This window comes from Embleya sp. NPDC020630, assembly GCF_044334985.1.
GTDB lineage: Bacteria > Actinomycetota > Actinomycetes > Streptomycetales > Streptomycetaceae > Embleya.
The window spans coordinates 219,609-240,250 of sequence record NZ_JBIRUB010000013.1 but is presented as its reverse complement, the minus strand read 5'-3'; the positions used below and the strand labels follow the sequence as shown (position 1 = coordinate 240,250).

Sequence of the window (20,642 nt, the reverse complement as noted above, 5' to 3'; positions counted from 1 at the left end):
GGAGCCCTCCGGCTCGGAGCCCCGCACGCCGGCGGCGGCCCACCACCGACTCTGACCAGCCCCCCACCGGCCACCCGCAACCCAAGGCGCAACGCCCGCCGAAAACACCCGGCCCACGCGGGAACGCATGCCCGGCGAACCCGACCCGAGCGCCCTCCCTGTCCGCCGCTGCAGGCCGCTTTTTCGCCGAGCCACAACCCCCGCCCCGCCATAAGCCCCAAGTCTCGGAGCCCCGCACGCCGAATGCGCCCCGGCCCGAGCGCCCCCTCCCCGCCGCTGTCGTCTCGGCGGAAGCCCGGGTCTCTGAGCCGCGCACGCCGGTGCGGCGGTCCGTGGCCGGCTCGCGCCGCCCCCGCGCCGGCCTCCCGCGGCCGGCAACTCGCCGGTCACGGCGTGGCGTTCGGCGGTGTCGGCGGGGTCAGGGGGCCTGGGGGGGCAGGTGTGGGACCTGGGTTGGGGTGTTCAAGGTGGCTTCTCGGCTGGTTTGTAGCGCGCCCCTCAGGGTGGCTTCCTCGGACAGTTTGCCCGCCGTGATCGTGGGTTCCAGGTGGGGGGCCACTGCGCGGCGGCCGGACAGGGTGGTGTTGATGCCCTCGGTGAGCCAGGGATACCAGGTGGCCAGGTAGCCGCCGAGGATTACCTCGGCCGGGTCGACCAGGCCGGTGATGGCCAGTACCGCGGCGCCGACCGCGCGGCCGGCGGCGGTGAGGGCTTCGGTTGCGGTCGGGTCGCCGGCTCGTAGGCGGTGGTCGAGTTCGGTCAGGGCCGCGTCGACGCCCTCGTGTGTGGCGATGTCGGCGAGGCCGGCGGCTGTGGTGAGGGGTTCGGGGCCGACGTACACAGCCAGGCAGCCGCGTGCGCCGCAGGGGCAGTCGGGGCCGTCGAAGGCGAGGGGGATGTGTCCCACCTCGCCGGCCAGGCCGTGTGTGCCCGTGTGGATTCGGCCGCCCACCACCAGGCCGCCGCCGACGCCGGTGTCGGCCTTGATGTACGCGACGGTGTGCGGGAGTTCGCCGCCCTGTTCGGCGCGGGCGTGATACTCGGCCAGGGCCGCCACGTTCGCGTCGTTGACCAGGTCCACCGGGCAGGCCAGGTCCGGCAGGTGCGCCGTCACCAGTGCCCGCAGGTCGGTCCTGGCCCAGCCGAAGTCGATCGCGGCGGCGACGGTGTGGCCGGGCCCGGTGATCGGCCCGGCCATGGCGATCACGACCCGCGCGAGGTGTGCGTCGGGCCGTGTGCGGACCACCTCCTCGGCGCGGCGGATGGCGTCGGCGAGTACGGCGGCCAGCGGCTCGGGGTCGCCGAACGGCGCGTGGTGCGGGACGGACGCGCGGTGCACCACCTCGCCGGCCAGGTCGGCCGCCAGCACCTCGACCCGCTCCAGGGTCACCTGTACCGCGATCGCCACCACCCGCCCCGGCACCAGGCGCAACAGCCGACGCGGCCGACCCCGTCCGCCGGAGGAGGCCGAGCCGACCTCGGCCACCAGGCCGCGCCCGATCAGTTCGGCGGCCAGCGCGGTGACCGACGCGTGGACCAGGCCGGTGGCCGCCGCGACCTCGGTCCGCGCGCACGGCCCGTGGGCGGCGATCTCGCGCAGGACCAGCGCCAGGTTGTGACGCCGCACGGCGGCGGTGTCGGTGGGGCTGGGGCTGGGACCGGGGCGGAGGCCGGAGTCGGGCCCCGGCCCCGGGTCGGGCGTTGCGGCGGTATTCACGTCGTCGATTGTGCCCTGGCTCTCCCCGCTCAGGTGATTATTTTTTTCAACTCTTGCAATATTTATCGACCCGGGTCGATACTCACCGACAAGACCTCGACAAAACCTTGACAAGACCGTCGTACCCGTCGAACGCCGACCACCCCCGACCCCCGACCCCGCACCCAAGGATCGCCCGTGTCCCAGCAGCCCCTCGTCACCACCACCCTGGGCCCCGTCCGGGGTGTGTGGCAGGACCGGTCCGCCCGCTTCCTGGGCATCCCCTACGCCAAGCCGCCCGTCGGCGACCTCCGCTTCGCCGCCCCCGAGGTCCCGGAGCCGTGGACCGAGCCGCTGGCCGCCACCGCCTACGGGCCCACCGCCCAGCGTCGCGGCTTCGGCGAGGGGCCGACCATCATCCCCGAGCCGTCGATCCCGGGCGACGACGTACTCAACCTCAACGTGTTCACCCCCGACCCCACCCCGGACGCCGCGCTGCCCGTACTGGTCTGGATCCACGGCGGCGGCTTCGTGGCCGGCTCCGCCGCCAGCCCCTGGTACGACGGCCGCACCTTCAACCGCGACGGCGTGGTCCTGGTCTCGCTCGGCTACCGACTCGGCATCGAGGGTTTCCTGCACCTGGCGGACGCGCCCGACAACCGGGCCGTACTGGACTGGATCGCCGCCCTGCGCTGGGTCCGCGACAACATCGCGGCCTTCGGCGGCGACCCCGCCAAGGTGACCATCGCCGGCCAGTCGGCCGGGGGCGGCGCGGTGCAGACGCTGATGGCCACCCCGTCCGCGCACGAGTTGTTCCGGGCCGGCATCTCGGTCTCCGGCGCGGTGATGGACCCGCAGCGTCGCGCGGACGGCCTCGCCGTGTCCGCGCGCTTCACCGCCCGCACCGGCCTGCCCGCCACCGCCGCCGCGCTGCGCGACCTCTCGCACGAGGAGCTACAGCGCCTGCAGGACGTGGTCACCGCGCCCGAGGACGGCGCCGCGCCGCTGCCCGAACTGCTCCTCGCGCCTTTCGCCGACGGCGAGTTGATCCCCGAGGACGTACACGGCGCGTTCCGGGACGGCTCCGCCTCACCGGCCCCGCTGATGCTCGGCGCGACCCACCACGAGTTCAACTTCGCCGCCGAACTCGGCATGGCGGACGCCCCGATCGAGGCAGCCGTCGGCGTACTCGGCTCGATCGGCCTAACGCCCGAGGGCACCTCGGCCTACCTCGCGCTGCACGAGGGCGCGACCCCCGCCGGGGTGATCGGCCAGGCGATCACCGACTCGCTGTTCCGTGCCGCCGCCTCGTCGATCGCCGAGGCGCGTGCGGTCCAGGACCTGCCGACCTGGATGTACGCCTTCGAATGGCGCTCCACCGCCCCGATGTTCGCCGGCCAGGCGTTCCACTGCCTCGACCTGCCGTTCGCCTTCGACCTGCTCGGCGCCGAACGCGCGCAGGACGCGACCGGCCCCGACGCGCCCGTCGCGCTGGCCGAGGCGATGCACGGGGCCTGGGTGTCGTTCGTCCGCGACCTCGACCCGGGGCGGTCCTGGCCGCGCTACACCCGCTCGGGCCGCGAAACGATGGTGTGGGACACGACGCCCTATGTCACCGGTGACACCCTGGCCGCCGAACGCGAGATCTGGGCGACGCGCTCGGTTCCGACGACGACCTGACCGGGGACGGCCCAGGGTGGGCCGGTACAAGTGCCGACGGTGCCCGGTCCCGGGGTGGGGCATGCACACCCGGGACGGCCGTCCCCGCATGCGGGATGGTCACGCCGTGGTGCCGGCGAGCCAGTCGCGGTAGGTCGGGCCCGCGAGGGTGGCGTGCGGGCCGGGAAGCAGGCCGCCGTTCTCGAACAGGTCGCGATCCGGGTTGGCCGGGTCGCTCACCTCCTCGACGCGGACCGTGTGGCCACGCCGCTCCAACACCAGTTGCGCCATCTCGGCGAGGTTCTCCTCGCGCGGACCGGCGATCTCCGCGAACGGGGTACCCGCCGTCTCCGCGATCGGCCCGTCACCGGTGGCCAGTTCGACCAGACCCTCCGCCACGACCCGCGCGCCGATCAGCTGGGTACGCATTTTCGCCACGCAGCACACCTCGCCGCGCATCCCCCAGCTCGCCAACTCCTCGACGAACTCGTGGAACTGCGCCGCGCGCAGGATCCGCACCGGCACCGGTCCGGCCAACACGGCCTGTTCGTGGGCCAGCTTGGCCGCGTTGTAGCCCGCGACCGAGGCGTCGATGCCGATGATCGAGGCGACCACCATGCGCCGCACGCCGGTCTTGGCACCCGCCGCCTGGAGGTTGCGCGCCGAGGTGGTGAAGAACTCGGTGGCCTCCTGTTGGTCGGGCGAGGGTGTGCTGGACACGTCGATGACGCAGTCGACCCCCTCCAGCGCCTCGGTGAGCCCCGCACCGGTGATCACATCCACGCCGGCGGACCGCGAGATCGCGACCACGTCGTGCCCGCGCTCCCGGAGCACGTCGACCACGTGCCGCCCGGCCCGACCGGTGGCTCCGACGACCGCGATCCTCGAACCAGTCTCCATGGTGTTCTCCCTCTTCGTATCCGTCCCGGGGCCCCTCGGCCCCGATCTGCTGCGACACCACGTTGACGATGCCGGGCATCCCCGTGTGACACCCACGAGCAACCTCATCAAACTCGAGTCGCCCAAGCTTCGACCCCCTCGGCACCGTCGCGGATGACCAGGCAGGATGGGGTGGCATGACGCAGAACGTGGATGCCGTCTCGGCATTGATCATCGTGGACGTACAGGTGGCCTTCGTCACCGGCGAGGGTGCGGTCCCGGACGCCGCGCGTGTGCTGGATCGGGTCGGCGCCCTGCTCACCGAGGCACGGGCGCGCGGGTCGCTGGTGGTGCATCTCCAGAACGACGGACCGGTCGACGCGGACGACGAAACCGGCTCTCCCGGTTGGGAGTTGATGCTGCCGGTACGGCCCGGTCCCCGCGAGGTGGTGATCCGCAAAACCGAGGACGACGGCTTCGACGGTACGTCGCTGGCCGAGGTTCTGGCCACGGCGGAGGTGGCCGGCGTCGCCGTGTGCGGCGTGATGTCCGAGATGTGCGTGGGGGCGACCGCACGGGCCGCGCTGGAACGCGGCTACCGCGTGGTGCTGCCACACGACGCGCACGCCACGTACGACATCCCGGCCGCGCCCGGGATCAGCGAGGCGGTACCGGCCCGGATGGTCTCACGGGTGGCCGAATGGGCGCTGGGGGACGAGGTCGAGATCGTCCCGCACGCCGAGGACGTCGTCTTCACCGCCGTCGGTACGGACACCGCCCGCCCCGAGAGCGCGGAACACCCGGCGTAGCGCGTCCACCGGTGCGGTACCCGCCGCCGCACCGTCAAGGGCGGTCGTCCGTCAGGTCAGGGCCGGTCGGCCCGCGAGTTCGCCGGCTTCCCACAGCCGGTCCAGCGCGTACGCCCGGACCGATTCGGCCAACCGGTAGCGGGGGCCGTCGAGTTCGATCGTCATCGCGACGAGGGAGCGGTCCGCCAGGCGCGTCAGGGCGTCGACGACACCGAGGTCGTCGCCGCCCGCCGGGGCGACCTCGATCACGTCCGGGAGCAGCCGGCCGCCCTCGGCCACGGACAGGCGGCGCAGCACATCCTGTTCGGGTGGGGACAGCATTCCCCAACTCCAGTCGAGCGTGGCGCGCAGGGTGCGGTGTCGGGTCGGGCCCGCTCGACGGCCCGAGGCCACGATCGCGAATCGATCGTCCAGGCGCGCGGCCACCTCCGCGACGCCGAGGCCGCGTACCCGGCCGGCGGCCAGTTCCAGTGCGAGCGGGATCCCGTCCAGACGACGGCAGATCGTGACCACGTCGGCGGCGTTGTCGGCGTCGAGACGGAAGCCCGGTACGGTCGCGGCGACCCGCTCGACGAACAACTCCACGGCCGCGTGGCCCATCGCGTCCTCCGGGGCCGCCTCCGACGCGGGCACCGGCAGGGGCGGAACGGGCCACAACCGCTCGCCCGGTACGGCCAGCGGCTCCCGGCCGGTGGCCAGAATCCGCAGACCGGGCACCGCCCGAAGCAGCCCCTCGGCGACGGTGGAAGCCGCGTCGACGACGTGCTCGCAGGTGTCCAACACCAGGAGCAGCCGCCGAGACGCCAACGCGGCGGCCAACGGGCGCGGTTCGCCGCCGACTCCCTGGGTGAGGCCCAGGTCCCGCGCGATCGTCGCGGCGACGTCCGCCGGGGTGGCGGTGGCGCGGTCGAGTTCCACAAGGTCGACGAATCCGACCGCCTCGACGCCTGGGAGGCCATCGGCGACCGGCGGTGGTGCGTCCCGGGCCGCCTCGACCGCCAGCGCGGTTTTGCCCACACCGCCGGGACCGGTCAGGGTGACCAGCCGTTCCGTGGCCATCAGCGCCCGCACCCGAGCCATCGCGTCCGCCCGACCGACCAACGGCGTAAGCGCGACGGGCAACCCGACCGGCACCGCCGGGGCAGCGGCAAACGCGACGGAACCCGAGCCGGAGCCAGAGCCCGAAAGCGAGCCCGAGCCGGAGCCGGAGCCGGAGTCGGGAACAGAACCCGACCCCGCTGCCGAATCCGAAACCCGTCCCGGCACAGCGGCCGCCCCCGCGCGGGAATCCACCATCGCCGAACCCCGCGCCGTCGCCTGCAACCGGGGATCCTGCCTGAGGATCCGCTCGTACAGCGCCGCCAGTTCCGGCCCCGGGTCCACGCCCAGTTCGTCCGCGAGCCGCTCGCGCAGTTCCGCGTACACCGCCAGCGCCTCGCTCTGCCGCCCGGCCAGGTACAGGGCCCGCATGTACACCGCGCGCAGCCGCTCGCACAGCGGGTGACGGGTCACCAGGTCACCGATCTCGTCGACCGGAGACGGTTGTTCGCCCAGATCGAGCCGGGCCAGCGCGTGCTCCCCCTGGGCGGTGATCCGTTCCTTGTCCAGCCGCACGGCCACCGAGCGGGCGAACTCCTCGTCGGCGACGTCGGCGTACGCGGGCCCGCGTCCCAGTGCCAACGCATCGGTCAGCAGCGTCTTCCGGGTCTGCGCGTCCTCGGTGGTCCTGGCCCGCTCCACCAGGACCCGGAAGCGGCCCGCGTCCACGGCGTCGGGCGAGACGGCGAGGCGGTAGCCGGGCGGCTGCCATACCACCAGGTCCCGTCCGCCCGGTTCGGCGGCCTCCAAGGCTCGGCGCAGTTGGGACACCCGGGTCTGCAATGTGGCTACGGGGTTGCGCGGGAGTCGGCGGCCCCACAGGTCCTCGATCAGCCGGTCGGCCGGCACCGGTCGGCCCTCGTGGATCAGCAGGTCCGCGAGCAGCGCGCGCACCTTCGCCTCCGGGATCGGCACCGACGCGCCGTCCTCCGTCCAGACGGCCAGCGGGCCGAGCACCCCGAATCGCACCCTCGCACGCTACCCCACACGGACCTACAGCCGATCGGAAGGAAACCGGAAGTGCGGTCCGCCAACGTATGGAGTGCCGCACCGACCGAGAGACACAGACAAGGAAGTCCCCGCGATGAAGCCAAAGAGCAACAACACCGACAGCACCAACGGCACCGACACCCCCCGTCCCTCCGTGAACCGGGAAATCCACTTGGCGTCACGCCCGGTGGGCGAACCGGAGCCGGCGAACTTCGCATTGGTCGAGACGGAGATCCCGGAGCCCGCCGAAGGGCAGATCCTGGTGCGCAACACCTGGATGTCGGTGGACCCGTACATGCGCGGCCGGATGAACGACGACGCCTCCTACATCGTCCCGTTCGCGATCGGCGCCGTGCTCGAGGGCCACGCGGTCGGAGAGGTGGTGGCCTCCCGCAGCGCGGAGGTCGCCGTGGGCGCGACGGTGTCGCACTTCGCCGGATGGCGCGAGTACGCGGTGATCGACGGCGCCGAGGCCACCGTCCTGGACGTCTCGGCCACCCGCCCGCAGGACCACCTCGGCGCACTGGGGCAGGTCGGCTTCACCGCCTACCTCGCGGTCGCGGAGGTCGCTCCGGTACGTCCGGGCGACGTGGTCTTCGTCTCCGGCGCCGCCGGCGCGGTGGGCAGCCTGGCCGGGCAGATCGCCCGCAACCTCGGCGCGTCCCGGGTGATCGGATCGGCCGGCGGGCCCGAGAAGGGGCGGATCCTGACGGAAGTGTTCGGCTTCGACGCCGCCATCGACTACCGGGCCGGTTCGATCGCGGAGCAGTTGGCGGAGGCGGCGCCGGAGGGCATCGACGTGTACGTGGACAACGTCGGCGGAGAGCACCTGGAGGCCGCGATCGGGGCGATGCGGATGCATGGGCGGGCCGCCATCGTCGGCATGATCAGCGGCTACAACGCCACCGAGCCGGTCCCGGGCCCGAGCAACCTCTACGACCTGGTGCTTCGGCAACTGACCCTGAAGGGCCTGCTCGTGGTCGACCACTACGACAAGTTCCCGGCCTACCTCACCCAGGCGACGAAGTGGCTCGCGGACGGCAGCCTGCACACCCGGGAAACGATCGTGCACGGCATCGACCGAGCCCCGGAAGCCTTCCTCGGCATGCTGCACGGCGCCAACACCGGCAAAATGCTGGTCCGCCTGTGAGGCCCACGCAAATGAGTTCGACCAGGGTCGGGGTCGGTGGTTTCATGTGGCCGAGGGCGGAGACCGGACTGTGGGGGTGTGCATGGGCGATGAGCACGTCACGATCAAGCTCACGAGCGACGAGGCCTTGGTCCTGTCGGACTGGCTGTATCGGCTCCAGATGACCGACCTCAGCCGTGTCGTGGAGGATTCGGCGGTGTGGGCTCCCATCCATCGCATTGCCGGGACGCTGGACACCGTGCTGCCCGAGCTGTTCATGCCCGATTACGCCCAGCGGCTCGAGGCCGCTTGTGAGCGGCTGAGGCTGCGAGACTGACTGCTACTCCGCCTGGCGGACCACGGTGTCCGCGGTTGGGGCCGGGAGGAGTCGGGTTGCTGTGATGCGGTGGGTCAGTTCGGTGTTGAAGGCCGTTGTCGTCAGGTCGCGGCGGAGTCGGTCGCGGGCCTCTTCGAAGGGTGGCGGGCTCGTCGACGGGGCTGCCGCGGCCAGGAGTTCGGTGTATCGGGCGTGCAACCGGGGCTCCGACAGGTCCACTTCGAGGTTGGCTGCCAGTGCCGCCGACCACTCGGCCGTCTCGGTGCGGGCGAAGCTCTCCTCGTCGTAGCGTGGTACGCCGGGGATCGGGCGGCCGGACGAGCGGGCCGCCTCTCGGCGGGCGTTCTCCGTGTCCAGGCGGGTGCGAAAGCCCGCCTCGCTCGGGTCGGTCGACAGTCCGGCCTCGTACGCCCACCGGCGCAGCACGGTATCCGCGACCGCCGCCCGCAGCGACCGCTCGACCAGTACCGCGTGCGGCGTGCGACCCGCGACCGGCGTGGCCCAGTAGGCGGCTCGCCCACCGCGCATCGGGAACTCGGCCACCACCTCCGCCCGCAGCCGCGTCGCCACCCGCCGCAGATGGGCCGCCGTCACCGGGACGCCGTCCACGGTCGCGACCACGGCGGCCGGATCGACGGGGGTGGCGGGCGGGGTCGCCGAGGACGATCCCGCCCGCCCGGGGGTAGCCGCCGAGAACGGGCCGAGGAGAAGCACCGCAAGCGCCCCGACCACGCCGAGCGCGGCGAAGCCGAGCGCGACACGCGCCGCCACCCGGCGCCGCGCGGCGGAATCGGCGCCCGCGGCGCCCTCCACCACCCGACCCCGCGCGGCGGGACCGGCGCTCCGTGCCCCCGCGGCCCGTCCTCGGCGGGACATCAGACGACCTTCACGTCGAACACGTGCAGGCCGGGCCCGGCGATCGGGCTGCCCGTCGGCAGGGTCACCGACGCCACGGTCCGGCCGGGGTCGATGGCGAGGGCGGCGACTCGTAGCGTGACGTCCTCCTCGGAGCGGGCCGAGGCCGGCGTGCGGTAGTCGGTCTGCGGCTTGTGGTGGTAGGCGGCTCGTACCGCGACCTGGTCGCTCGGGCCGGCGGTGGTGCTCCACCAGTCGCCGAGGGTCAGGGTCGCGGTCGTGGTGGTGCCGTCGGTGTAGGTCACGGTGGTCGTGCCGGTCTGTGCGCCGTACGCGCCCGCGCCCAGCACCACCAGGCGACTGCCGCTGCCGCTCAGCGCGATCCGCTGGCCGGCGGCCTTGACGTTGTCCGGCAGGCCGTACGCGCGCGGGTGCCACGTGAACTCGGCCCCGCCGGCGGTGACCCGGGCACCCGGGACGTAGCCGGCCGCCGCCAGCGCCTGGCCGGAGTAGCTGCGGCCGGACAATCCGAAGCCGCCGACGTTGGGATTGGCGTCGTCGCCGACCCCGACGTTGTTGTAGGCGGCGGCGATCGAGGGGTACAGCGGCGGCACGACCACCGCCGGGCCGTTGTACGCACCCCGGTTGACCCCCGTCCCGTCGGCGGGGACGGCGTTGCCGAAGTAGTCGCTCGTGCCGAGTCCGGGAACGGCGACTCCCGTACCCAGTGCGGGAGATCCGGCGAGCAGCGCGTATCCGGCGGCGTCGGTGTGGCCGGTCGCCGTACCCGGTGCGGCCAACCTGGGATCGGTGGTCACGGCGGAGGTGTCGCCGGTGGGCGCGGTGAATCCGCCGTGGTAGACGTTGGCCCGATAGTCGACGCCCGTGCCGGTGGGCAGCGCACCCTGACCCGCGACGAAGACGTTGTTGGCGACGAGGGTGTTCGCGCCGGGACCGTTGGGGAGTTCGACGTCGAGCTTCTTGCTCGGGCAGAAGAAGGTGTTGTTGTACATCCGCAGCGGACTGGTGTTGTCCCCCGAGGCGTTGGCCCTGATCCGGCAGTCGTCCTGGGCGATGTTGAAGCGCAGCACCTGGGTGGCGTGGAAGTTGCCGAAGGAGGTGCAGTTCTGGCAACCCAGGTAGAAACCGCCGCCGTTGTCGTGCGAGTAGTTGTACTGGTAGGTGCAGGATCCGGTGATCGCGCCGTCGCAGTCCCACGCGGTGGAGTCGAAGATCGACGGCCGCTGCCGGGTGACCTCGTTGTATTGGAACACCGGGTCGCGCGAGTTGATCGGCCACATGCCAGCGAAATTGCCGTTCAGATAGGGGTACTTGCCACCTCCACCGTCGTCGAAGAGGTTGTACTCGACGAGCGGCGCGTCCGAGCCGTGCACCACGATGCCGTCGCCGCCGACGCTGCGGATGGTGTTCGCCCGAATCAGTACGTCACGGTGGAAATCGGCGGGCTTGACCGAGATCTTGATGCCGCCGCCACCGGTGTCGTGGACCTGGTTGTCGGCGATGGTGATGCCCTCGATCGGGCCGGCGGTCGCCTTGCCGAGCACGACGATGCCGGCCGACGCGGAGAACCAGCCCGCGTTGGTACCGGTCTTGTCGCTCCAGCCGGCGACGTCGGAGACCTCCAGGTCGCGCAGCACGATCCCGTATTTGCGGTCGGGGGTGGTGGTGTCGACCTGAACTCCGGTACGCAGCGCCTGAGTCGACGCCGGGTTGGTCACGTGCAGGCCCTGTACGGTCCACCAGCTCTGGTCGACCAGTCGGAGGGTGGAGGGGCCGCCGGTGCCCTGCACGATCGGGCGCGGGCCTTCGCCGTAGGCGCCGATCGTGATGGGATTGCCGGGGGCGCCGTTGCCCTTGGGTTGCAGCGTGCCGACGCAGACGGTGCCGGCGCGGAGCAGGATGCGGTCGCCTCCGGCGTAGGTGCGGGAGTTGACGGCGCTCAGGTCGCCGAGCGGGTCGTCGGGGCTGCCGCCGCCGTCGGGTCGGCCCACCCCGCAATCGATGTAGGTCGTGGTGGGGCCGGTCGTCGCGGCGCCGGCGGTCGGGGCGAGAGCGGCCAGGCCGGCCAGGCTCGCCATGAGGGTTGTCGCCAAAGTGGCGGCAATCGGTCTGAAGCCGTGCATGTGACCTCCGGTCGTGGGGGTCTTGCAAGTGCATCCGGCGGGGCCGGAAGAATGGGGCCGGCGTTGGCTTTTGGCCTCGAACGCCGGCCGGGCTGAGGTGGCTTGCGTACACACAGCACGGACCGAAATCACTCGGCTTGGGTTGGCCTCGAACGCCGGCCGGGCTGAAGTGACCGGCCCGAGGTGGCCTCAAACGCCGGCCGGGCTGGAGCGGTGTTCGAGGTTGACCCCGCCCCGACGCCCGAAGGCGGGGTTCGGGCGTCGGGGCGGACGGAGGGTCAGGCCGAGCGCGTGAGCGTGGCCGGTTCCACCTCGTGGGCGAACGGCACGCCCCTGGTGTAGCGGTCCAGTTCGTCGAGGGCCGAGGCGACCATGCGGCGGAGTTCACCGCCGAGGGAGCCCGCGATGTGTGGGGTCAGCAGGACGTTGGGCAGGTCGTAGAGCGGGGACGCGGCCGGGAGCACGTCGGGCTCCGTGACGTCGATGACCGCGTCCAGGCGGCCCGCCACCAGCTCTTCCGTAAGGGCTTCCTGGTCCACCAGCGAGCCTCGCGCGGTGTTGATCAACGTGGCGCCGTCCCGCATCAGGGCCAGCCGGCGGCGGTCCAACAGGTGGTGGGTGGACTCCAGTTCGGGGGCGTGCACGCTGACCACGTCGGAGCGGCACATCAGTTCGTCCAGGTCCACCCGTCGGGCGCCCAGTGCCTCGGCCTGATCGGTGGTCACGTACGGGTCGTGCAGCAGCAGTTCGAAGTCGAACGGGCGCAGCAGTTCGAGCACACGCCGGCCGATCCGGGACGCGCCGACGATCCCGATGGTGCGCCGGTAGTTGCCGAATCCCGGGAACCGGGCGTCCCAGTCGACCAGGCGCCGCTCCGCGCGGTAGGCGTCCCGGATCCGCAGCACCCGCTTGTTGGCGAACAGCACGGCGGCGACGGTGTATTCGGCCACCGGCAGCGCGTTGGCCGCCGCGCCGGAGGAGACGATCAGGCCGCGCGCCCAGGCCGCGTCGGTGAGGTGGTGCTTGACCGATCCGGCCGCGTGCACCACGGCGCGCAACCTCGGCGCACGGGCCAACGCCGCCTCGTCCAGGGGCGCGCTGCCCCAACAGGTGAACAGCACCTCGGCCTCGGCCAGCGCCGCGACCGCGTCGGGGGCGGCGAAGTCGGCCGCGATCAGGTCCAGGTCGACCTCGGCGAGCGCGGCCAGCCGGGTCCGGGCCTCGTCGTCCAGGATGCGGGCGGCCACGGCCGGGTCCATCGCGAGCAATACCCTCGGTCGCCGCCGCTCCGGGCCGCCGAGTCGGGTGGTGGTGTCAGTCGTACCGTCGGTCACTTGACGCTCCCCGCGGACAGCCCCGAACGCCAGTGGCGCTGGAGCGAGACGAAGGCGACGACCAGCGGGACGACGGCCATCAACGATCCGGTGATCACCAGCGGGTAGAACTCGGGCGACGCGTGCGCGTTGGTGTTCCACGAGTACAGGCCCAGGCTCACCGGGTAGAGCTTCTGGTCGGAGAGCATCACCAGGGGCAGGAAGAAGTTGTTCCAGATCGCGGTGAACTGGAACAGGAAGATGGTCACAAAGCCCGGCATCATCATCGGCAGGGCCACCGCGCGGAAGGTGCGGATCTCGCCGGCGCCGTCCATCCTGGCCGCTTCCAATACCTCTCCGGGGATGTATCCGGCGCTGAACACCCGCGCCAGGTAGACCCCGAAGGGGTTGACGATCACGGGGATGAACACCGCCCAGAAGGTGTTGACCAGGCCCACCTTGGAGGCGAGCAGGTACAGCGGCAGGGCCACCGCCGTGGTGGGCACGAGTACGCCCAGGAGCACGCCGCCGAACAGCTTCTCCTTCCCGGGGAAGTCGAACTTGTCGAACGCGTAGCCGGCCAGCACGCTCACGAACGAGCCCAGGGCGGCGCCGACGCCCGCGTACAGCAGGCTGTTGAGGTACCAGCGCCAGTAGATCCCGTCGCTCTCGTTGTTCACCGCCTTGACGTTCTCGGTGAAGTGGAATCCGTCGAAGGCGAAGCCGTCGCCGCCGAACAGGCCGCCCATGTCCTTGGTCGCGGCGATCAGCAACCAGGCCAGCGGCAGCAGCATGTAGAGGGTGGCCAGGACCAGCGCGCCGTTGACCGCGATCCTGGACATCAGCGCCTCGGTGGCGCGGCCCTTGGCGCGGGGGCGGCGGGCGGGTCGGCCGGTACCGGCGGGGGTCGGCGCGGGCGCGTCGGCCGCGGCGCCGCCCGAGCCCGGGTGCTGCACGGTGGTGCTCATGCGGTCCTCCGTCCGGACGACAGGCGGGTGACGCCGAACGACAGCGCCGCGGCGAACACGGCCAGCAGCACCGAGGCGGCGGCGGCCAGGCCGAAGTCGTTGGCACGGAAAGCGGCCGAGTAGGCGTACATGTTGGGCGTCCAGGAGCTGCCGACGGCCGGATTGGCGTCGCTGAGGATGGACGGCTCGGTGAACAGTTGCAGCGAGCCGATGATGGTGAACAACATCGTCATGGCGACGGCGGCGCGGATCATCGGGATCTTCACCGACACCGCGATGCGCACCGGTCCGGCCCCGTCGACGGTGGCCGCCTCGACCACCTCGCGCGGGATCGCCTGGAGCGCGGCGTAGAAGATGATCATGTTGTAGCCGATCCACTCCCACGTGGCGATGTTGACGATCGAGAACAGCGCGGTGTCCGAGGCCAGGAAGTCCCAGTGCAGACCGCCGGATTCGAGCAGGTCGATGATCGGGCTCAGGCCGGGGGTGTACAGGTAGACCCAGATCAGCGCGGCGATGATGCCGGGCACCGCGTGCGGCAGGAACAGCGCGAGTTGGAAGAACCTGCGGGCCCGGGCCAGCGCCGAGTCGAGCAGCAGCGCCAGCGCGAGTGCGGCGCCGACCATGATCGGGATGTACAGCAGGCAGTACAGGCCGATCGCGATGAAACCGTCGCGGAACTTGTCGTCGCCGAGCGCGTCGGCGTAGTTGCCGAGGCCGGTGAACACCCGTCTGGTGCCGCCGAAGCCCAGGCCCGAGGTCTTCTCGGTGAACAGGCTGAGCCAGATCGCGTACCCGATCGGCACGATCATGGTGGCGATGAACAGCACGTAGAAGGGGGTCAAGAACAGGGCGGCGGTGGTCTTCCGGCGCCGGCGGCCGGCGCGCAGGGATGTGTTCATGGAGTGGAGCTGCTTCCTGGTGGCGGTCCCCCGACGCGCGACGGCGCGGCGCGCGTCGGGGGCCTGCGGATCTCGGATCCGGAATCGTCGTCGCCGGGCGGGCCCGGCGCGAGGCGTCGACGGTCGGTCGGCTACTTGACCGAGATGCCGCGCTTCTTCAGCTCCTCGACGGTGGTCTTCTGGGCCTCCTCCAGGGCGCCCACGATGGTGCCGCCGCTGGAGAGCTTGCCGAACTGGTCCTTGAGGATGGTGTTCGTCTGCGTCATCGACGGACCCCACGTCCAGCCGGCGCCGACCTTGCCGGCCGCGTCGGTGAACAGCGGGTAGATGTCCTGCTTGCCGAAGTAGCCGGTGTCGAAGAACTGCGAGGCGGTGGGCACCAGTTCGGTGGCGGCCGGGTAGGCGCTGGAGGTGCCGGAGGCGATCCGCGCGGAGATGCCCTCCTTGGTGGTGGTCATCCACTCGATGAAGGTGAGCGCGGCCTTGCTCTTCTTGCTGTCCTTGCTCACCGCGAAGGTCGAGCCGCCGAGCATGGCGTTGGCCGGGGTGCCCCAGTCGGGCAGCGGCGCGACGGCCCACTTGCCGGCCAGGTCGGGCTGGCTGCTCTTGAGCACGCCCGCGCTCCACGAGGCGCCGACGATGCCGACGGTGCCGCCGCTCTTGAGGTCGGCGTTCCACTGCTGGCTGAACGAGGGCTGCACGCGCACCAGGTCGTCGGAGACCAGCTTGTTCCAGTACTCGCCGACCTTGCGCGACTTGGGGTCGGTGAGCGAGACCTTCCAGGACTCGCCCTCGGTGCCGAACCACGCGCCGCCGGCCTGCCAGGTCAGGCCCGCCATGGTGCTGGGGTCGTCGGGGTAGAAGGTGCCGATCCGGGCGTTCGGGTCGGCCTTCTTGACCTGCTCGGCGGCGGCCCGGTACTCGTCCCAGGTCTTGGGCACCGCGATGTTGTGGTCGGTGAAGAAGTCCTTGCGGTAATACAGCGCCATCGGCGCGGCGTCCAGCGGCACCGCCCAGGTCTTGCCGCCCAGTTCGGTCAGTTTGTTGACCGACGCGGGGAACTTCGACTTCAGCCCCGACACCTTCGAGGTGATGTCCTGCACCGCGCCCTGGCTGACGAAGTCGGGCAGTTGCGGGTACTCGATGGTCAGCACGTCGGGGGCGTTGCCCGCCTTGACCGCGTTGGACATCTTCGCGTAGCCGCCCGCGTTGCCGGACGGGATCTGCTCGTACTTGACCTGGATGTCGGGGTGCGACTTGTTGAACGCGTCCACCACTTCCTGGGTGCCCTTGGTCCAGGACCAGAAGCTCAGCTCCTGCTTCTGCCCCGGGGCGCCGCCCGCGGCTGGGCCGGCGCCCGTGTCCTTCTTCTTGTCGTCGTCGCCACCGCCGCAGGCCGTGACGAGGCTCAGGGCGGTGACTATGCCGACGAGAGCCGTGCCGAGTCGGATGGATGTGCGCTGCATGGATGCTCCTGGGTCGAACCTGCATCGAAGGCGATAGCGAGCATCATTCGTTCAGGAGCGAACAGCGTCAAGAGCAAATGAACAATCGATGAAAAACGAAACTCGCTATGATCGTTCGATCACGCAGGGGTTCGGTCGGTTTCGCTCGTTCGCGAGGGGGTGGTGGTCGGTGTCGGTTCGGCGGACGGGATCGCTCCGCTCTCCTCGGTCGGCGCGTCCGGGTCGGCCGGCTCGGTGGTCGCCCGCAGCCGCAGCCTCGGTACCAGCGAGATGTGTCGGGGCGCGCGCCCCTCGTCGCCGTCGGCGAGCCGCGCGGCCAGCAGTTCGACGGCGACCCGGCCGACCTCGTGCTTGGCCGGCGCGATCGCGCTCAGCGGCGGGTCGGCCAGCGCGGCCACCTCGTCGTCGTAGGCGATCAGCGCCAAGTCGCCGGGCACGTCGAGTCCCGCCGCGCGCAGTCGGGACACCAGGAGCAGTGCGTCCTGGTCGTTGTGCACCAGCGCGGCGGTGGCGGCGCCGGTACGGGCCGCCTCGATCACCCGCGTCACCGCCCGGTCGAAGCCGTCCGCGTCCTCGCCCGGATGCGGCGTCTCCACCCCGGCCGGATCCGGCGGGGTCAGCCCGAGCGCGGCCATCGCGGCGGTGTACCCGGCATGCACGGCGGGCGTGGTCGGGCTGCCCAACCGGGCCACGAGCAGGATGCGCCGGTGACCGAGCGTGCCCAGCCGGCGCACCGCCTGGGCGGCGCCGAGCGCGTGGTCGGAGGCCACCCGGTCCAGGTGTTCCAGCCCGGAGCCGATCTCGGCGCGGCGCTCCACCAGGACCACCGGCACCGGCAGATGCCCCATCCACGCGTCCTCGCCGCCCGGTCCCGGCGCGCGCGAGGGGGTCAGCAGCAGCCCGTCCACGCCGCCGCGCAGCAGCTGGTCGACCTGGTCGCGGTCCTCGGCGGGCAGATAACGCGAGATGCCCAGCACGAGCCGGCCGCCGATCGCCTCGACCGCGTCCCGGGCGCCGCGCACCACCTCCGGGAAGTAGTAGGTGGCGGACGGGACGAGCATGCCGATCGTCGGGCCGTCGTGGCCGTTCGCGGGAGGCCGGCCGGGGGTGGGCGCGGCGGGGCGCGCGTGCGGCAGGGTGGCGCCGCCGTGTACCCGCGCGAGCAGCCCGCTCGCCACCAGCGCGGTGACGTCGCGCCGCACGGTGACCAGGGAGACGCCCAGCTCCTCGGCGATCTCCACCACCTTGACGCTGCCCCGCTCGCGGGCCGTCCTGAGAATGAGTTCCTGCCGCTGTTCCGCCAACACCGTGGACGTCGTCCTTCCGAGTCGCGCACGCCTGCGCCCGGCGTGCCCCCCTGGCGTCCGGCTGCTGTCCGGCCGCCGCCTCAGCCTAGGGCATCGCCATTCGATTTTGATTGAAAAGGATCGTTCGATCAAACCGACTCTTGACCTGATCGATCGACCCCACCTAGCGTGTCGACGGCCGAACGGGTCGAACGGTCGATCGGTCGGCGCGAGCACGCCGACGGCCGAGCCGCCGAGTCGAGGAGATCCGTGAACACACCGCACCCCTTCGTGCTCCCGCCGGAGGACCGCACGCTTAGCCCGTACACCGGCTGGACGCGCGCGCACTGGGAAGCGGTGGCCGACGGCCTGCTCGCGGCGGTCCGCCCATACCGCTCCCCCGGCGGCGCGCTGATCACCCTGCCGGGTCGCACCAGCTGGTCGGGCGCACGCTCCGACGGCCTGGAGGGGTACGCCCGCACCTTCCTGCTCGCGGCGCTGCGCGCGGCCGGCGCCGCGGCCTCCGGTCGGCCCGTCCCGGCGGGGCTGCTCGAACCGTACGCAGACGGTCTGCGCGCGGGAACCGCCGCACCGGGCACTGCGGATCCGCAGTCCTGGCCGGCCGTGGTCGATCGCGGCCAGGCGATGGTGGAGGCCGCGTCGGTGGCGCTGGCCCTGCATCTGACGAGGGCGCACCTGTGGGACCGGCTGGACGAGCCCACCCGGGAGCGGGCCGCCGACTGGCTGGCGGGCGCCCTGCGGCACGAGCCGGTGGACAACAACTGGTGGCTCTTCCCGGTCGCGGTCGGCACCTTCCTGGAGGCGGTCGGCCGGTATCCCGAGCAGTCCCGCGCGGCGATCGAGCGCGGTCTGACCCGGATCGAGGACTGGTACGTCGGCGACGGCTGGTACACCGACGGCGCGGGCCGCTACTTCGACCACTACAACGGCTGGGCCCTGCACCTGTACCCGCTGCTGTGCGCGGTGGTGGCGGGCGAGCCGGTCGACGCGGTCCGGCGCGAGCGGCTGCGCACGTTCCTGACCGGCTACGGCCGCCTGTTCGACCGCGCCGGCGCGCCGCTGCACCAGGGGCGCTCGCTGACCTACCGGTTCGCCGCGGCGGCGCCGCTGTGGCTGGGCGCGCTGGTGGACGCCACGCCCTACTCCCCCGGTACCACGCGACGGCTGGCGAGCGGCGCGTTGCGGCACTTCCTCGATCGTGGCGCGGCGGGCCCGGACGGCCTGCTGTCCCTGGGCTGGTACGGCCCGGACCCGGCGACCGTGCAGTCCTATTCGGGCTCGGCGTCGCCGTACTGGGCGGCCAAGGGCTTCATCGGCCTGCTGCTGCCCGAGGACCACGAGGTGTGGACCGCGCCCGAGTGCGCGGGGCCGGCCGAGACGGCGAGCGCGGAGAGCGGATTCGGGCTGCCCGGGCCGGGTCTGCTCGTACACTCCGGCGGAGGCTCGGCACGGTTGCTCAACCACGGCGCCGACCACCAGCCGGCCGCGCCGAGCGACGAACTCGCCCCCGACGATCCGCTGTACGCCCGCCTGGCCTACTCCGCGGCGACCGGCCCCACCCGCGACGGCGACCTCGCCGACAACCACCTGGGCCTGGTCCTCGACGGCCGGGTCACCGAGCGCGGCCGGGTCGAGCCGCTGGGCGCCGGGTCGCACTGGGCGGCCTCGGCGCATGTGCCCACGCTCGACGGGAGGCCGGTACCGGGCACCCGGGTCGTATCGGTCGCCGTGGTGCGCGGTGCGTACGAGGTGCGCGTGCACCGGGTCCGGGCGCCGGCCGGCACGGCGGTGCGCGAGACGGGGTGGGCGCCGGCGGCGGCATCCGGCGCGGACCTGCGCTCCTCCGTGGACGGGCCGCGGGCGTGCGTGCATACCGACGCCGTACACGCCGGCCTCACCGGTCTGCTGGGCTGGGACCGGGCCACGATCCACCCGGCACCGCACGGGACGGCGTTCGGCGCGGCGGCCGAGGTGCCCGCGCTCGACGGCGTCGCGACGGCGGGCCCGCTGGTCACCGCGCTGTCCCTGACCTGGGCCGACGCCCCGCCCGGCCCGGCGCCGCGCGCGACGGAGCCGGGCACGGACGCCGGGTGGGGTGTGGACATCGCGTGGGGCGACGGCACCGTCGGCCGGGTGCGGGTATCCGCGTCGGGAGAGTGCTCGGTCGCCCACGAACCGGCCTGACGGCCGGGGAGGCTCAGGTCTTCGGCAGGCGGCGCACCATCAGCGTGTTGTCGATGCGCGTGACCGGCCGGCCCTCGGGGTCGTTCTGGATGCGCTCGTGCTCCTCGCTGCGCAGCACCTCCCACTCCCCGTCCGGGAGTTCGAGCGAGGCAAGCACCTCGTCGGGCGTGGGCAGCGCCATGTCGGGCGTCGGGTCGCTCTCCCACGGCGGCAGTCCGCAGTGCCCGACGACCAACAACACCCCGCCCGGGGCGACCGCCGCGACCGCCTTGCGCAGGATGCGATCGCGGTCGATGCCGGCGTGCGAGTGCAGGAAGTGCGCCGAGATCAGGTCGAAGTCGCCCTCGGGGAAGGTCTCGTCCAGGTTGTGCCACTGCCAGTCGACCAGGCCGGCGACCTGCGCCTCCTCGGCATGGATCGCGGCGCGCTCCAGGGCGATCCGGGAGACGTCGACGCCGGTCACCCGCCAGCCGCGCCGGGCCAGCCAGATCGCGTCGGCCCCCTCGCCGCAGCCCAGGTCCAGGGCGCGGCCGGGCGGCAGGTCGGCGGTCTCGCGGACCAGCGGGGCGTTGGGGTTGCCGCTCCAGATGCGCTCCTTCTCCGCGTAGCGCGCGTCCCACGATTCGGCGGGCGTGAGCGGGGCGGTCGACGGCTCGGCGGTCGGGGGCTTGTCGTCGGTCATCGCGGACGTCCTCCAGGGCGATGGCGGTGTGCCCGGTCGGCGGGACCGGGCGGGCGGCGCGTGGTCCGTCGCCCGTGCGCATGGTCCGCCGGAAGGGGGTCGCGTGACAAACCTTGTTGCCGAGTCGGCAAACGGGGCCTGCCGAAGGCAGGACATCACGAACGCGCGTGGGCCGGTGGGCCGCCGAATCGCGGCGACCCACCGGCACGTTCGCGATGCCGTGG

16 protein-coding genes are annotated in these 20,642 nt (G+C 72.4%); 5 read left to right on the top strand and 11 right to left on the bottom strand.

Annotated features, from left to right (window positions below):
* Positions 1 to 418: 418 nt before the first annotated feature.
* Entirely contained in the window at positions 419 to 1,717 is a 1,299-nt protein-coding gene (locus ACH4XV_RS34620) for an ROK family protein (protein ID WP_395796285.1), read from the bottom strand.
* A gap of 177 nt (positions 1,718 to 1,894) precedes the next feature.
* On the opposite strand from ACH4XV_RS34620, the gene ACH4XV_RS34615 reads away from it, so the two are divergent.
* The gene (locus ACH4XV_RS34615) at positions 1,895 to 3,376 is read left to right on the top strand and encodes a carboxylesterase/lipase family protein (protein WP_395796284.1); all 1,482 of its coding nucleotides are present in this window, start codon (positions 1,895 to 1,897) and stop codon (positions 3,374 to 3,376) included.
* Between the two features lie 99 nt (positions 3,377 to 3,475).
* On the opposite strand, the gene ACH4XV_RS34610 is transcribed toward ACH4XV_RS34615, so the two are convergent.
* Positions 3,476 to 4,255: an SDR family oxidoreductase gene (locus ACH4XV_RS34610; RefSeq protein WP_395796283.1), complete on the bottom strand. Its 780-nt coding sequence runs from the start codon at positions 4,253 to 4,255 to the stop codon at positions 3,476 to 3,478.
* A gap of 176 nt (positions 4,256 to 4,431) precedes the next feature.
* Between ACH4XV_RS34610 and ACH4XV_RS34605 the strand changes: the two genes are divergently transcribed.
* Entirely contained in the window at positions 4,432 to 5,043 is a 612-nt protein-coding gene (locus ACH4XV_RS34605) for an isochorismatase family protein (RefSeq protein WP_395796282.1), read from the top strand.
* A 51-nt stretch (positions 5,044 to 5,094) separates the two neighbouring features.
* Here ACH4XV_RS34605 and ACH4XV_RS34600 read toward each other — a convergent pair whose 3' ends face one another.
* Positions 5,095 to 7,110 carry an AfsR/SARP family transcriptional regulator gene (locus tag ACH4XV_RS34600; RefSeq protein WP_395796281.1) on the bottom strand — a complete coding sequence of 672 codons (2,016 nt, stop codon included), beginning with the start codon at positions 7,108 to 7,110 and terminating at the stop codon, positions 5,095 to 5,097.
* A 115-nt stretch (positions 7,111 to 7,225) separates the two neighbouring features.
* On the opposite strand from ACH4XV_RS34600, the gene ACH4XV_RS34595 reads away from it, so the two are divergent.
* Together ACH4XV_RS34595 and ACH4XV_RS34590 are read left to right on the top strand one after the other, a co-directional pair.
* Positions 7,226 to 8,281, top strand: coding sequence for an NADP-dependent oxidoreductase (locus ACH4XV_RS34595; protein ID WP_395796280.1), 1,056 nt, complete (start codon positions 7,226 to 7,228; stop codon positions 8,279 to 8,281).
* A gap of 82 nt (positions 8,282 to 8,363) precedes the next feature.
* A complete protein-coding gene (locus ACH4XV_RS34590; RefSeq protein WP_395796279.1) occupies positions 8,364 to 8,597 on the top strand; it encodes a hypothetical protein in 234 nt (77 codons plus the stop codon).
* Positions 8,598 to 8,600: 3 nt separating this feature from the next.
* On the opposite strand, the gene ACH4XV_RS34585 is transcribed toward ACH4XV_RS34590, so the two are convergent.
* The 7 genes from ACH4XV_RS34585 to ACH4XV_RS34555 form a co-directional block, all read right to left on the bottom strand.
* Positions 8,601 to 9,473, bottom strand: coding sequence for a hypothetical protein (locus tag ACH4XV_RS34585; protein ID WP_395796278.1), 873 nt, complete (start codon positions 9,471 to 9,473; stop codon positions 8,601 to 8,603).
* Positions 9,473 to 11,596, bottom strand: a complete 2,124-nt coding sequence (locus ACH4XV_RS34580; RefSeq protein WP_395796277.1) for a right-handed parallel beta-helix repeat-containing protein — start codon at positions 11,594 to 11,596, stop codon at positions 9,473 to 9,475. Before ACH4XV_RS34580 ends, ACH4XV_RS34585 begins: the two co-directional genes overlap by 1 nt.
* Before the next feature lie 278 nt (positions 11,597 to 11,874).
* Positions 11,875 to 12,855: a hydroxyacid dehydrogenase gene (locus tag ACH4XV_RS34575; RefSeq protein ID WP_395796294.1), complete on the bottom strand. Its 981-nt coding sequence runs from the start codon at positions 12,853 to 12,855 to the stop codon at positions 11,875 to 11,877.
* A gap of 71 nt (positions 12,856 to 12,926) precedes the next feature.
* The gene (locus ACH4XV_RS34570; RefSeq protein WP_395796276.1) at positions 12,927 to 13,877 is read right to left on the bottom strand and encodes a carbohydrate ABC transporter permease; all 951 of its coding nucleotides are present in this window, start codon (positions 13,875 to 13,877) and stop codon (positions 12,927 to 12,929) included.
* Positions 13,874 to 14,779, bottom strand: coding sequence for a carbohydrate ABC transporter permease (locus ACH4XV_RS34565; protein ID WP_380042913.1), 906 nt, complete (start codon positions 14,777 to 14,779; stop codon positions 13,874 to 13,876). Before ACH4XV_RS34565 ends, ACH4XV_RS34570 begins: the two co-directional genes overlap by 4 nt.
* Positions 14,780 to 14,910: 131 nt before the next feature.
* Positions 14,911 to 16,245, bottom strand: a complete 1,335-nt coding sequence (locus tag ACH4XV_RS34560; protein ID WP_395796275.1) for an ABC transporter substrate-binding protein — start codon at positions 16,243 to 16,245, stop codon at positions 14,911 to 14,913.
* A 119-nt stretch (positions 16,246 to 16,364) separates the two neighbouring features.
* Positions 16,365 to 17,552, bottom strand: a complete 1,188-nt coding sequence (locus ACH4XV_RS34555; RefSeq protein WP_395796274.1) for a substrate-binding domain-containing protein — start codon at positions 17,550 to 17,552, stop codon at positions 16,365 to 16,367.
* A gap of 249 nt (positions 17,553 to 17,801) precedes the next feature.
* Between ACH4XV_RS34555 and ACH4XV_RS34550 the strand changes: the two genes are divergently transcribed.
* Positions 17,802 to 19,736 carry a DUF2264 domain-containing protein gene (locus ACH4XV_RS34550; RefSeq protein ID WP_395796273.1) on the top strand — a complete coding sequence of 645 codons (1,935 nt, stop codon included), beginning with the start codon at positions 17,802 to 17,804 and terminating at the stop codon, positions 19,734 to 19,736.
* Positions 19,737 to 19,749: 13 nt separating this feature from the next.
* On the opposite strand, the gene ACH4XV_RS34545 is transcribed toward ACH4XV_RS34550, so the two are convergent.
* Positions 19,750 to 20,418: a class I SAM-dependent methyltransferase gene (locus ACH4XV_RS34545; protein WP_395796272.1), complete on the bottom strand. Its 669-nt coding sequence runs from the start codon at positions 20,416 to 20,418 to the stop codon at positions 19,750 to 19,752.
* Positions 20,419 to 20,642 lie beyond the last annotated feature (224 nt).

Excerpts from the sequence above, each read along its gene's own strand:
- ACH4XV_RS34610 (WP_395796283.1), bottom strand. The coding sequence starts at position 4,255 with ATGGAGACTGGTTCGAGGATCGCGGTCGTCGGAGCCACCGGTCGGGCC.
- ACH4XV_RS34605 (WP_395796282.1), top strand. The coding sequence starts at position 4,432 with ATGACGCAGAACGTGGATGCCGTCTCGGCATTGATCATCGTGGACGTA.
- ACH4XV_RS34595 (WP_395796280.1), top strand. The coding sequence starts at position 7,226 with ATGAAGCCAAAGAGCAACAACACCGACAGCACCAACGGCACCGACACC.
- ACH4XV_RS34590 (WP_395796279.1), top strand. The coding sequence starts at position 8,364 with ATGGGCGATGAGCACGTCACGATCAAGCTCACGAGCGACGAGGCCTTG.
- ACH4XV_RS34585 (WP_395796278.1), bottom strand. The coding sequence starts at position 9,473 with ATGTCCCGCCGAGGACGGGCCGCGGGGGCACGGAGCGCCGGTCCCGCC.
- ACH4XV_RS34580 (WP_395796277.1), bottom strand. The coding sequence starts at position 11,596 with ATGCACGGCTTCAGACCGATTGCCGCCACTTTGGCGACAACCCTCATG.
- ACH4XV_RS34575 (WP_395796294.1), bottom strand. The coding sequence starts at position 12,855 with ATGGACCCGGCCGTGGCCGCCCGCATCCTGGACGACGAGGCCCGGACC.
- ACH4XV_RS34570 (WP_395796276.1), bottom strand. The coding sequence starts at position 13,877 with ATGAGCACCACCGTGCAGCACCCGGGCTCGGGCGGCGCCGCGGCCGAC.
- ACH4XV_RS34565 (WP_380042913.1), bottom strand. The coding sequence starts at position 14,779 with ATGAACACATCCCTGCGCGCCGGCCGCCGGCGCCGGAAGACCACCGCC.
- ACH4XV_RS34560 (WP_395796275.1), bottom strand. The coding sequence starts at position 16,245 with ATGCAGCGCACATCCATCCGACTCGGCACGGCTCTCGTCGGCATAGTC.
- ACH4XV_RS34545 (WP_395796272.1), bottom strand. The coding sequence starts at position 20,418 with ATGACCGACGACAAGCCCCCGACCGCCGAGCCGTCGACCGCCCCGCTC.